The sequence below is a fragment of the bacterium genome (assembly GCA_040757115.1).
Lineage (GTDB): Bacteria > UBA9089 > CG2-30-40-21 > CG2-30-40-21 > SBAY01 > JBFLXS01.
In genome coordinates, this window is the sequence record JBFLYA010000092.1 from 1 (window position 1) to 14,381 (window position 14,381).

General features: G+C 38.4%; 8 protein-coding genes. All 8 read right to left on the reverse strand.

The features are described from left to right. Positions 1-61: 61 nt before the first annotated feature. The 8 genes from AB1422_09640 to alaS all read right to left on the reverse strand — a co-directional run bounded on the left by AB1422_09640 (position 62) and on the right by alaS (position 14,372). Entirely contained in the window at positions 62-808 is a 747-nt protein-coding gene (locus AB1422_09640; protein MEW6619574.1) for a lysophospholipid acyltransferase family protein, read from the reverse strand. Between the two features lie 48 nt (positions 809-856). Further along, positions 857-1,777 carry a PorV/PorQ family protein gene (locus AB1422_09645; protein MEW6619575.1) on the reverse strand — a complete coding sequence of 307 codons (921 nt, stop codon included), beginning with the start codon at positions 1,775-1,777 and terminating at the stop codon, positions 857-859. Between the two features lie 61 nt (positions 1,778-1,838). Further along, positions 1,839-2,261 carry a hypothetical protein gene (locus tag AB1422_09650; protein ID MEW6619576.1) on the reverse strand — a complete coding sequence of 141 codons (423 nt, stop codon included), beginning with the start codon at positions 2,259-2,261 and terminating at the stop codon, positions 1,839-1,841. Further along, positions 2,242-2,442 carry a hypothetical protein gene (locus tag AB1422_09655; protein MEW6619577.1) on the reverse strand — a complete coding sequence of 67 codons (201 nt, stop codon included), beginning with the start codon at positions 2,440-2,442 and terminating at the stop codon, positions 2,242-2,244. Before AB1422_09655 ends, AB1422_09650 begins: the two co-directional genes overlap by 20 nt. 97 nt (positions 2,443-2,539) lie before the next feature. Further along, positions 2,540-9,952, reverse strand: a complete 7,413-nt coding sequence (locus AB1422_09660) for a PQQ-binding-like beta-propeller repeat protein (protein ID MEW6619578.1) — start codon at positions 9,950-9,952, stop codon at positions 2,540-2,542. 877 nt (positions 9,953-10,829) lie between these two features. After that, complete coding sequence (locus tag AB1422_09665) at positions 10,830-11,144, reverse strand: hypothetical protein (GenBank protein ID MEW6619579.1); 315 nt, start codon at positions 11,142-11,144, stop codon at positions 10,830-10,832. 279 nt (positions 11,145-11,423) lie between these two features. Next, positions 11,424-11,642 carry a hypothetical protein gene (locus AB1422_09670; GenBank protein ID MEW6619580.1) on the reverse strand — a complete coding sequence of 73 codons (219 nt, stop codon included), beginning with the start codon at positions 11,640-11,642 and terminating at the stop codon, positions 11,424-11,426. Positions 11,643-11,786: 144 nt separating this feature from the next. Next, entirely contained in the window at positions 11,787-14,372 is a 2,586-nt protein-coding gene (alaS, locus tag AB1422_09675; GenBank protein MEW6619581.1) for an alanine--tRNA ligase, read from the reverse strand. Positions 14,373-14,381: the final 9 nt, after the last annotated feature.

Genomic DNA, 14,381 nt, shown 5'->3' on the forward strand with positions numbered 1-14,381 from the left:
TGATTGTGGAAAACAACAAATTTCCATAAATTTCTATTAGTTTCTATTAATTTCAATTTTTTTAATAATATCTCCCTATCTCCTTAATCTCCACATCTCCTTTTGTTACACCACCTGAACGCTTACTTCTTATCAAACAAAATTCATCTGCTTGTTCAGTGATAGCATTTAACTTTTGCTTTAATATTTGACTCTCCTCGCTTACATCTTTTTTTTCAGATATCTGGTATGGTTTTCCAAAAATTATTATTCCTTGAGTAAAAGGATACGGGATTTGAAATTTATCCCATGCCTTTTCCAATATCCACTTTTTTTTAACCGCGGTGGTTAATGGGACAATGTATGCCTTTTTCTTTTTTGCAAGAGATATTATTCCTTCTTTTGGTTCATAAATAGGTCCTGTTGGTCCATCAACAGCAAAGCCAAAATCATCACCCTGTTTTGTTTGCTTTATCAGTTCTAATAATGCTCTTGTTCCTCCTCTTGTTGTTGAACCACGAAATATTCTGCATCCAAATCTTTTTAAAATCCTGCTTTGATATTCTCCATCACGACTTAAACTAACCATTATCACAATCTGGCGATGACTCATATATGGCACCAGAAGGAATTGTCTCCCATGCCAGAAGGCATAAATCAGAGTTTTTCCTTCTTGTTTTAATTGCCTGATATTTTCTTCTCCAATAACTTTTATTTTTAAGGTGTTATAAAGTAATCTAATCAGTAAATGTGCTAAAAAAGGGATAATCAAGTTTAAAAACTTTTGTTTCACTAATATACTTTTATCATAAATTTTCCTTCTTGTCAAGGAAAAAAAGTATAACTCCTAATCATCCACCATTCCAATTGTCCCGGGTCATCTCACATCAAATCTAAAAGTAACCGCAAGGCGGTGGGTATTGCCCAATTCATCATAAGGCACAAAGGCATAATCTACCTGGTAGTGTTTGATATTGCATCCAAATCCGCAGGTAATTCCCGTGCCAAAGTCTTTAAATATCTGTGAATTAAATCCACCACGCAAGGCAACTAAGTTTCTAAACCATAATTCAAGCCCAAGATTTATCTTCCAATTATTATCTATTGGTTTTGTTAAATCACAGGTAACCGCTAATGGTTGTTCTTTAAATCGATAAGCACTACCCAATTTAAGGGTTAATGGTAAGCTATCTCCTTCAACCGCAAATTTTATCTTTGGTCCCACATTTTGAAGAACGGTAGCTAAAGTCAAACCTTCCATTGGCGTCTGGTATAATTGACCAATATCAATTGCAAATGAGGATGCTTCTTCTTGTTCTATCTTTTGCACAATTCCTTTAATTGTCATACCAATGCAGATAGATTCAGTGATAATCGAGGTATAACTGAAGGCAAAGGCAGTATCTCTGGCAGAGAAATTGCCGGTGCTTTCATCTGGCGAATCGGCATAACCAGGAATTTTCCCTGCATCTAAGTAGATGATATTAAAACCCATTGCCTTTTTGCTGGAAACAGGGAAGGCAAAACCCAGAAACCCATGACCAATGCCTTCAAACCAATCATTATATACCGTAGATATTTCAGGTTTAGTCAATTGTGTTAAGCCCGCGGGATTCCAATAGACAGCGGTAATGTCATCGGCTAAGGCACAAAATCCTTCACCCATAGCCACCGCTCTGGCACCAACACCTATCTTTAAAAAAGGCACACCTGCCGTCCCTTTAGACGATTTTGCCCAACAGTTACTACTTGTGATTAGAATAAGTGAACTTATTAAAATTAATAGTTTATACCTCATTTATTTCTCTCCTTTTTGAAAGCGTTCGGGTTCTTCTATTTGAACGCTGATATCTGAATGCTTACTCTTTTTTTACCAGTTGTAATACTTCTAAGTCTGCCTGGTCTTGTTTACGATTTAAACTTTGTTTATTTTTTATTAATTCCTTGATGCCAATAAAAAATACCTTTTCTTTTCCATAGATTCCAACCTCTTTCCCAACCCACACTTCTTTGAAACTACAACCTTCAATAGAGGTTATTATATCTACTCTTACAGGTTCATAGCCTAATTGAATAATTTTACCTGATTGAGCAAAATCAGATGCTTTCAATTCTAAACTCTCAAATCCAAATTCATTTAGTGTTTTGATAATTCTTTTACTATTTGCAAGAGCAGGTTCTACCAGAATATCTATATCCTTTGTATATCTTGGTTTAGCATAAAAGGCGACTGCATACGCTCCAACAATGCAGTATTTCACCTTATTTTTGTTCAATAACATTAATAACTCTTCGAAATCTTTTTCTATCCTCATTCTTTGTCCCAATAAGTTTATAATAACATTCCCTTAAGAGTTGGACTGTTTCCAACCTTTCTTTAGCGGTCATTTTTAAATAATAATCCCTATCAAATTGTTCTGCATCTGCAAATGAATCTGTCTTGTTAATCCAAATTTTTTTCATTGCCTTCTCCTGAAAATAGCGAATTAGCGAATTAGTGAATTAAGCGAATTAGAAGGAAAATTCCCCCTGTGAGTTGTAGACTCATGACCATTTCCCTTTATTTTATTATCGCCACTTTCCCACTTACCTTCTCGCCTTTTTCATTTGTAATAATATAGATGTAGACGCCCGAGGCGATTCTTTCACCAGCATTATTGACTATGGGCCAGAAATAGGGATTATCTGTAATATCATCTTTATTAAATACCAATTCACCTGCAATATTGTATATCCATAGATTTACTTTACCAGATAGGTTGTAAAATTTAACTTCTTTATGTCCCTCTCGGAGTTTAAATGGATTTGGATAGACAATGACACTTTTGAGATTAGTTATTGGTGCGGCAACAACAAAGATTGACAATTGATTAACCTCATAGGCGGTAACTAAATCCTTATCCTTATCTACTATCTGTTTTCCTGCCACCAACTCAAAATGGTCTCCAGCAAGTCTATAGATGCGGTATGCCAGGTCATCATCTTCATTCTTCATATCCGGGTCAGAATACGGCAGAGTAATAATAAGAGATTTACCTGTAACTGGTTGAGTTCCTTTTCCATAATAATCTTTTTCCAATGCCAGCAGTTCTCGTCCAGAATTACTTAAAATACTACTTATAATCGGAGAAGCCTTTGATAGGTCCGTTTGCGGTGGGTCAACCTGACGAATGGTAAAGGTAACAGTTGAGTTAAATGCCCCTGTTGGTATTTCAATCACGGTTTGACCACTCTCTAAATTAGAAAGAATGCCCTTTTGTGGATTATTTAGTGCGATAATTGTCTTTGTCGCTGGATTAACTACCTCTAATTGGTCAACAATCCGAATGCCGTCAGAATAATTGCAGAAATCACTCCAGGTTCCTACTAAATTCATTGCACGGAGACGATAATAATATGTCTTTCCTTTTGTTCTATTAGTTATTTCAAAATACTCTGTATTACCCGGAATAGCATTACTCAATGTTGTCCAGTTAATCATATCCAGACTTTCTTGTAATTCATACAGGGCAATTCCTGATTGGGCATCATCCCACCCCTGCCAGTAAACCGTATAATTTCCATCCATATCAGCATCAAAGTCGGTTGTCAAACTTCCTTCTGTTGGTGGCAAACCAATTGCAGGTGGCGTCAGGTCAATCGTATTGGTAACTTCATTAGTCACACTCATTGTTCCGGCAAAAGTGATTTCTGCCTGATTACTTACCTTTGTTGGTGTGCCAATAACCATGGCTTTAAATGTAACACTCCCAGAACCCCCTACCGTTACCTTACCAATATTCCAGGTAATAGTGCCATTTGAATAGTTACCACTACAATAAATACCGGTTGGTATTTTAATCGAAGTCCAGAAGGGATTTGTCCCTGATTCTTGCAGATTAATTATACAGCCATTTAAACTCTGTAAGGTAAATCTATCCGTATTGGAGTCATAAGAGATATTTACCTTTGCGGTCATATTTGTGTTTATATTCTCAATTAACTCCTGGACCCGTGAAAAATCATTTATTGATGCGGTATAAGTTCCAGAGGAAGTGACTATGGTTATATTTCCATCAACTCCTCCCTTGTCGAATTGAGTCCAACCATGGTGAACATTCAGATTAAGAATTCCTACACCTGAAATTACCTCGGCATAACTTGTCAATGTAGCCACACTTAAATATGGGTCTAAGCTATCTATAATCTCAACATTCTCGGCATCCATTAAACCAGTATTACGATAATTGATAGTATAGGTCAAGATTTTATTTAAGGGAATACCATCTTGAGGAGATACATCCTTGGTTGAGTATCTGAACTCCGGGATAGAAGTAACAGTTCCAATAACCTCATTAGTCACACAATCTGGCATAAAATCCGCCTTAATCGTAGCTTTATTTTTGATTAAAGTGCCATTGGCTAGCGGCATCTTAATCCTGGCTTTAAAACTGACACTGCCCGGAGTATTTCTCTGTCCTAAATTCCATTTGATAGTGCGATTATTTTGGTTGTATTCACCATTATTTGATAGCGTTTCAACAGTTAAGTGCTCATCTACTACATCCCAAATTTCAACCCCTGTAGCAGAAAGACTACTGGTATTGATATAATTGATAGTATAAGTTAGGACATTATCCGGGATAAAACTACCTGAACAAGTCTTAGAAGATGACCCAAAATCAGGCGATAGAATAGTTAATGTTCCCGGTTTGGCTAAGATAGGCGTAGATATTTGATTGGAATTAAATACCGCAGTATTATTCGGAATAGGTGTTCCATTAGGAAGTTTTGGAACCACTCGAGAATTGAATTGGACATAGCCACTTCCACTAGGATTAATATTGCCAATCTGCCAGGTAATTGTTCCCTTATTATATTGACCATTATTCATCGGGGTGATATTGGTCAAATGAGAGGTTAACTGATCAACAATATTTACTCCCGTGAGGGTATTACTACCATTATTGGTGTAGGAAATGGTATAAATTAAGGTATCATCCGGTTTAACTTTATCTCCTTGAATATTTACCACCTTCCGCAAGGTTATAATTTCTGTAATCACCCGATTAGTTACTTTATTCGTATCTTTAGAACTTGTACCAGAACTTGTATCCCAGGTAAATGTAGCTATGTTATCGATTAAGGTATCATTAGGGGTGTTAGTTCCTACCTTTACCCTAAGATAAACTGACCCACCAGAATTAGCTCCAATAGTACCAATATTCCAGGTTACTACCCTCTTTGAGTATGTTCCATTAGTGGCAGTGCCAAGTTGGAGGTATTGGTTAGTGGCAGTGCCAAATTGTAGGTATTGGTTTAAGGTATCTGTAATCTTAAAATTCGTTGCCTTACCTAATCCTTCATTATAGAATTTTATGGTATATGTTATTTCATCACCTGGCTTAACAGTGCCAATAGGAGAGTTTAACTTTTTATTTAAATTTGAATTACTAAAGTCTGCACAAGATGTAAAGGCATAAAGTGTGCCATCAGAAGAAGCGATATAAAGTATTCCCTCAACAATAGCAGGGGATGAATAGATTTGGTTAGGACCTGTATAATATTTCCATAGTTCAGTGCCTATATCTACATCCAGTCCGTAGACATAGCCATCATTTGCCCCAAAATATACTACACCGTTAGCTACCGCAGGTGAAGATTCAATCTTGGTGCCAATAAGATGAGCCCATTTTAGCTTACCATCTTTATTTATCGCATATAAATAACCATCATTAGCGCCACAAAATATTACCTGATTTGCTATTGCAGGTGAGGAATGGACTTTATCATTGGTTTTATATTTCCATTTTTCATTCCCTGAATAGGCATCAATAGCATAGATATAATTATCGTCTGAGGCAACATATACCACTCCATCTTTGACGGCAGGGGATGAAAATATTGCTCCAACAGTGCCAAATCGCCACTTAAAGTCACCAGATGTTGTCAGACAATAAAGATTACCATCTGCAGAACCAAAATATACCCTTCCATTAACCACTGCGGGTGAAGATTGGATTTCACCACCTGTAGGATAAACCCATTTTTGCTCACCATCTACAATGGATAAGGCATATAATCTACCATTTCTGCCACCAATATAAAGTATTCCCTCGGATACGGCTGGAGATGATAAATGGACATTCTCCCCTAATTGTTTTGCCCATTTAAGTTCAGGGTTGGTACTCCAGCAATATATCCAGCCGTTAGAATCTGCGGTATAAAGTCTATCTCTGACGATAGCCGGTGTAGAATTAATATAAGCATTGGTGCTAAAACTACCCGTTAGACTCTCTGTCTGGACATTAAAGACATACACCTTGTTATCCATAGAAGCGATATAAAGTTTTCCATCGGCGATAATTGGTGAAGAAAGAATTGAACTACTTGTCTTAGTACTCCATTTAACTTGCAGTGGTGGCCGAATAACCTCACGAAAATCATACCCTTCATGAGCAAGATTAAAATGAAACATAGGCCAATCATCACTCTCAGAATTACTTTCTGGAGTAGTTACAGATACTTTATTTGTCAACCACGGAAGCGTCCGAGTACCCTCAATAATACTCCCTTGATTTGTAATTGTGCCTGCTGGAAGTGGGGCACGAACAGTGGCATTGAAGCTTACCTGACCACCGTGTTCTGGTAATATATCACCTAAATTCCAGGTAATTGTTGCTCCAACATACACACCATTGTTAGAAATATTAGTGATAGAACATAGCTTAGCATCTATTCTATCTTCAATTACTACATTGGTAGCCGTTCCATTACCCGTATTTTTATATTTAATCGTAAAAGTTAATACTGTTCCAGGAAGAACCTCTCCTTCTGGATAAACAGATTTTTGCGCAGTTGAGAAATCAGGGGTAGGGGCTTGTTTGACAGAAGTGGTGGCAATGTTACTCCTCTGGAGATAGGTCTGATCAGATTTTATCGTGGCATAGTTAGTAATAGATCCAGTGCCCAGACGGACTTTAAATCTGAGCTTTTGCCCTATATTTCCCTGTAATAATTCATTTCGTATCCACTTAATTCTCGTTGCCTGCGTAGAAAATATTTCAGTCCAGACACCATTAGTATTAGTAGCGTAAAGGATAGTATCAATGTTTTCTCCTTCTGCTGGTTCTACCAATTCGGTCAAGGCTGGAATATCATCTATAATTTCCACATTCGAGGCATTGAAATTACCACGATTACCGTATTCAATGGTGTAGGTAAGAATATCTTGAGGCGAGGCATAAGTTTTATCAACACTTTTCGTGATGTCCAGGTCAACTATCCCGCAAGAAAGAAACAGATTAACAAACCCTGCTTTATTGCCCACAATAAGATCAAGTGAACAGGAATTATCATAATCCACTACCCAGGGTGCGGCATTTTTCCCCACATCAATATCACCCTGTCCTTCAATCCTGAGTTTTCGTCCTTTATCCAGAATAGGGTCTTTATCTGTGCCGATATTGAGGAAGACCGTGATAAATCCGTCAAAATCACCAATGACTAAATCTTTCTTATGGTCACCATTATAATCAACCACAAAAGGAATGGCATTATTTCCAATATCAATTTCTCCCGGAGATGTGGGGCTACCAAATGATGGATTTACATCTGTGCCTGTATTTAGATAAAGAAGGACATTCCCTGATTTATTTCCCACGACAAGGTCTTTTTTGTCGTCATTATTCCAATCAACAACAACTGGTGTAGCATTATCACCGACATCAAGGTTTGTTGTTGGGCTACCGGCCTGGATTATAATCCCGGTGGCAAAAAGTGGGGCATTGTCTGACTGAATATTTTTAAAATAGATTACCTGACCAAGATTATTGCCACCAATTAAATCTTTTTTTCCATCATTGTTCCAGTCTATCGGAAAAGGTCTGGCAAGGCCACCGACATCCATATTTTCAGTAAAAGTGCCTTTCTCTGCACTTGTGCCATAGACCTTTAATTCATAGCCACCAGTAAATATAGGCTCTTTATCTGTTCCGGAATTAAGAAATAATGTGACAAAACCATTTTCATCACCGACAAGGAGGTCTTTACGGTGGTCATTATTAAAGTCAATAATCGCCGGGGTAGAATACACCCCGATTTGAAGTGGGGAAGGCGGTCCTTGAACCTTAGAGCTAAAACTAAATTGAGGCGGTTGGTATGGATAATCGTTTAAAAATACATGGATAGAGCCACATTCTACACCAACCAATAAATCCAAACCACCATCCTTATTCCAATCCATCACCAGCGGCGCAGCCCTTTGCCCAACATCAATATCTAAATTACCGACTTTAATCTTTTGTCCCGGCTCAAAGGTTAAGATTCTATTTCCTATCAAAGGAATAAGTCCCTGCGTATTGGTGCCAGAAGTTACTACCCCTTTAAATAAAAAGACATTTCCCTCGCCATTGCCAATAATCAGGTCTTTTGTGCCATCACCATTCCAATCAGCGACCTGCGGCATAGCAAATTGACCGACATCAATAAAATTGGTAGCTGTGCCAGTAACCGCTTGTGAACCAACATTCATTCTAAAGCCATAATTAAAAGACGGCATATCATCACTACCGATATTTTTAAAAAACCAGACATTGCCCGGGTCATCACCAATCAAAAGGTCTTTTTTACCATCTTCATCCAAATCAAACATAAAAGGAGCTGACATTTGTCCTATATCAACACTGAGAGATTGAGTACCCCATCCTCTTCCTCCATTATATAGTATAGTGCTATTATCACCTACTGTCCAACTATGAGTACCATATTTACAGAATACAGAGTATAGGTTACTGGTCACGCCAGCATTTTTACTCTCCCAGGTATCATTATTATATTGTAAGATAGTTCCATTTGCTCCTACTGCCCAACCGTTATTCGCATCGGCAAAATGAACAGAGTATAGGTTAGTAGTGACAGTAGAAGGATAGGGAGCCCAGACATTATTGAAATATCGTAAAATTGTTCCATTTGCACCTACAGCCCACATAGTAGTTGTTTCTGGTAGTCTGGTGATTGAGTATAAATCGGTGACATTAATAGTCACGGCTGTCCAGGTAACTCCACCATCAGTAGTCTGGAGGATAGTACCAGTGGTATTATCCTTTCTTTCCCCAACTATCCAGCCGGTTTTTGCATCTGTGAAGAAGACAGAGTGAAGGTCCTCAGTGACATCAGAAGTTTGTGTTGTCCAGCTTCCATTAGCATAATGTAAAATAGTTCCTCTATCTCCAACTGCCCAGCCGTTATTAGAATCAACAAAAAAGACCGAATGCAAATTTGTTGCTGTGCCAAATGTTCTACTTTCCCAGATAGGTGTATTTTGTGCCGCCGGGATGTAATAATGAAGGATGGTGTTGTTATTACCGACTGCCCAGCCTTCATTTGAATTAAGGAAATAGACGCTATTTATATTTTGATTGATGTTACTTTGTTGAGGCATCCAGGTGTTGCCACCATCAATAGTTTGGAATATGACGCCATTATCTCCAACTATCCACCCTGTTGTCGGACTGATAAAATGGACACCTCTTAAGGTCTGATTTGCCAGTGATATTTCAGTTGGTGTGCCAACAAAAGGTGGATTAGCCTGCATTGGAAAGCGTGTAATTGTGCCATACTCATTCCCAACAATTAAATCGAGTAAGTCATTCTTATCAAAATCAATAACAAAAGGAGTAGCAAATTTACCAACATTTATCGGTTGTTGATTGGAGGCAAATTGAACTTGAACACCGGTGTTAAAGGTAGGATTAAACTCTGTGCCTGTATTGCGAAAAAACCAGACATAACCTTCTTTATCACCAACGACTAAATCTCTTAGCCCATCTCTATCCCAATCGAGCTGAGCCGGGGTAGCATTCCAGCCAATATCTAATTCATAGGTCTGGAGATAACTCCCTCCCTCTTTAAATACAGGCATAGAGGCAAAACAAACTTGCATTATCCCGAAGACTAACAAGGCTGTAGTTGAAAAAAGGGCTTTTGGGTTCATCAATTCTATTCCTTCTGGAAATATCCAGCTATCGTAAGCGGTAACTCTTCACCGCAGAGACACAGAGACGCAGAGAAAAACACACCCCTACCCCCTCTCAAGAGGGGAAAATCTATGGACGAGAGGCACACCAATCTGGCTTGCCTGCTGAAGATTCGGCAAGCAGGCCTTATGTATTTCAATAGCTGCACCAATAATCTTTTCTGTTATCTGATTTATTTCTACGTCTTCTCTCTGTTCCTCTGCGTCTCTGCGGTAAAGGATTACCCTGAACGGTTACCGCTTTTTTTAGCTAAAAAATGGCTCAATGCTGACAACTGATGGTTGACTGCTGAACGCTTAGCAATAGTTAGATACATAGAGGTTAAAAGACAGAGGTCAGAAGACAGAAATCAAAGGTTAGAAGACAGATATTAAGGTAATACTTTTAAAATCTGACTTCTGACATCTGATATCTAATTTCTGTAATCAGTATACAATATTGTTATAAAAAAGTCAAGATTAAAAAAGTTTTTTTTGTAATCGGTCAGTTATTTTGGGGGAATGAACATTAACCTACGGAGGACAAAGCAATGAAAATAGTAGGTAAGTAGGTAGTAGGTAAGTAGGAAAGGGATAAAGGATGTGCACGGTATTCCTCTTGTGGGGGCAATGTCTCCCCCTTTCCTACTTTCCTACTCTCCTACTTCCTACTTTCAGGAGAATCCCCATTTCACTGACTCCTTATAATAATCTATGCAGGGTTAACCCGTCGGACAGATCAAACAGACAAGTAAAGTGCATTTTATGCACCATTCTGTTAGATTAACACAAAACTGGTGCGTCCAACGCACCTTACTCAAACTTAAACTTGCACCGGATTGGATGAAAAGATTTTTTATTCTTCTAACATCTTCTTTATCTTTTCTTTGCCCAGAAGATTTATAAAATTTTTCAATAGGTTCTCTTCGCCAAGGCTGCGAATTACTCTCTCTTCACCAAGGCTGCGAATTACCTTCTCCTCGCCAATCCCTTGCACAAATTTATCTACCCCAACTATTTCTGCTAATTCCCTGATTATGTCAGGTCTATCTGCTAATGTCTGTGGCACTAATCTTACCTCCTCCTTAAATTCGTCAGGATGTAAATATAATCCTGCTTCTATTACATCAGAAAATTCCTCTGTTTTTTCTTTCCCTATCCCTTTGACCAACTCCTTTATTAATCCCCCAGAAGTAAATAAAATCGTAACCGTTCAGGTAATCCTTTACCGCAGAGACGCAGAGAAACAGAGAGGAAAATATCTTTTTTTTCGTATTTTTCTCGCATTTTTCGCTGTTTAAAAAGGCTTAAAAACAGTTAGTCAAAAGTAAGTATTAAAAGATTAATAAACAACGAAAGACCCGAAATGCACACAAAAAAAGGAAATTTCTGTCTCTGGTGAATAGATTTTAATTTTTTCTCTGCGTCTCTGCGTCTCTGCGGTGAACGGTTACGGCGATTTATATTCAATGATATTGTAATCAGTAAATGATTGGAAAACCAAAGGCAAGGAATTAACATCAGTACCTTTCTCCTTCTTAATGACGATTATATCTATCTTCAGCGGAGCTTTACCAACCTCAACCTCTGTTTCTACCCTAAAGCCTTTTGGTTCAAATAATGCCTTTAATGTTTGAGACAAGAAATGATGCCACTGTTTCTTTTCCATACAAGAGAGTATACATCAAAGAAAGGGTTATGTCAACTGTAATTTTTGTTTTTTGGTAATGAGTCAGTCATTTGGGGTAAGTGCGGATTTCAGATTGTGTCCTAATATAACCTGATTTTCATTTCTCTGCGCCTTTGTGGTAAATTATCTAATGGTTGTGATTATTTCTTGTAATTTATTCATTGCGGCATTTACCTTCTCCGGGAATTTACCGCCGGCTTGAGCGAAATCTGGTCTGCCGCCACCACCTCCACCAGTGATTTTTGCCAGTTCGTTGATTAATTTCCCGGCATGGATTTTAGCAGTTAAATCCTGACTTACTTTGACTACCCAGAGCACTTTATTGTCCGCACAAGAAACCAGAACAACCACACCTGATTTTAATGCCTCGATAATAAGGTCAGCTGAGGTGCGTAATGAAGTCGCATCCATCGCCGCTAATTCTTTCGCCAGCACCTTTATCCCATCTACGACAAAAGCCTCTTTTACCAGGTCAGTTGTGGCATCTGCGAGTAATTTTGTTTTGAGATGCAAACTCTCTTTTTCTTTTTCTTTTATCTCTTGAACTAATTTTTCTACCCTTTGAACTAACTGTTGTGGTGAAGTTTTGAGTAAATCCGCCAATTGACTAATAGTTTTTTCAAGTTGATAGATATATTTTTCAGCAGATTCCCCGGTTATTGCCTCAATCCTTCTTATGCCAGCGGCAATGCCTGTTTCATGCCGCAATTTAAAAAAGCCGATTTGGCCAGTGGCATTTAGATGAGTTCCACCACAAAGTTCTAAGCTGAAATCACCTATCTTTACTGCCCGAACCCGCTCGCCATATTCTTCCTCAAATAATGCCATTGCCCCTAATTTCGTTGCCTCATCAAATGTTGTTTCAAATATCGTTACCTGTAAATTTTCTCGAATCTTTTCATTTACGATTGCCTCTACACGGTTTATCTCTCGCTCCTTCATTGCCTCAAGATGGGTAAAGTCAAATCTAAGATAATCCGGTCCAACAAAAGAGCCTGATTGTTTAACATGAGTTCCCAACGCCTGGCGTAATGCGGCTTGAAGAAGGTGTGTGGCGGTATGGTTGCGGCTAATTGACAACCGCCGAGATAAATCAATACCTGCCAAAACCTCATCGTTTACTTTAATCTCACCTTTTAGGACTTTCCCAAAATGTAGAATTGCCTTATCCGACCATTTTGCCTCAGTAATTAATATCTTGACCGCATCATTGATTAATATTCCAGTATCGCCAATTTGCCCACCTGATTCGGCATAGAAAGGGCTGACATCAAGCACAATCTCGACTTCATCACCTGATGTTGCCATTTCTACCAGCTTTTTATCCTTGAGGATTCTGACTACCTTTACCTTGATTTTATTTAATTCATATCCAACGAATTTTGTCTGGTCAGTTATTTTCGTCTCTTTTTCTTCTTCGATAAAGACAAATTGCCCTGCCATTCTTGCCCTTTTGCGTTGTTCTTCCATCCGGGCATTAAATCCGTCAATATCCAATTTTAGTCCAGATTCATATATTATCTCTTGTGTCAGGTCAACTGGAAAGCCATAGGTATCATAAAGTTTGAAAACATCACTGCCTGAGAGGATTTCTTGAGACTTGTTTTTATACTCGTTAATCATTTCCTCTAAAATGGTCAAACCTCGTTCCAGAGTATTTATAAATCTATCTTCCTCAAGTTTGATAATTCGGCTGATATGGTCTCTTTCGTGAAGTAAGGTCTGGTCGTGATTAAAGATATTGACTACCGCCGGCACGATTTGAAAAAGAAAGGATTCATGGAGGTTTAATTTCCTCCCCTGACATAGTGCTCGTCTAATCAAGGCGCGCAAAACATAGCCGCGTGATTCATTGGACGGAATAATTCCATCATTGATTAAATAGGTAATTCCTCGCAAATGGTCGGCGATTACCCGTAAGGCAACATCCTTGCTCAAATCTCTACCATATTCAATTTTAGTCAGATTGGCAACATAATTAATGATTGGCTTAAGCAAATCTGTATCAAAATTAGTCTTAACCCCTTGTACAACCGCCGTTAATCTCTCCAATCCCATCCCGGTATCGATATTCTTTTTTGGTAATGGGTGCAGTGTCCCATCTTGAGCTCTATCAAACTGAGTAAAGACTAAATTCCATAGTTCTAAATAGCGGTCACAATGACATCCAACTTTGCATGTTTCCTTACCACAACCTATTTTTTCTCCCTGGTCAAATAATATCTCTGAACAGGGCCCACACGGACCTGTCTCTCCCATCTTCCAGAAGTTACTTTCTTCCCCTAACTTTACAATTTTCCCTTCTGGAACAATTTTTCTCCATATCTGGTTTGCTTCATCATCATCTTTGTAGATAGAAATCCACATTTTATCTTCTGGTAAGCCGAGTTTTTTACTCAGAAATTCCCATGCCCAGACAATTGCCTCTTGTTTAAAATAATCGCCAAAAGAGAAATTTCCCAGCATCTCAAAGAAGGTATGATGTCTTGCGGTTTTGCCGACATTTTCAAGGTCATTGGTTCTAAGGCATCGTTGAGAAGTAGCGGCGCGGGTAAAAGGCAATGGGTCTATTTCACCTAAAAATAGTGGTTTAAACGGTACCATCCCGGCAATTGTAAATAAAACCGTTGGGTCAGTCGGCACCAGCGAGGCACTTGTTTTAATCGTATGGTCAAGTGCGCTAAAATAATCTAAGAATTTTGTGCGAATTTCTGTTCC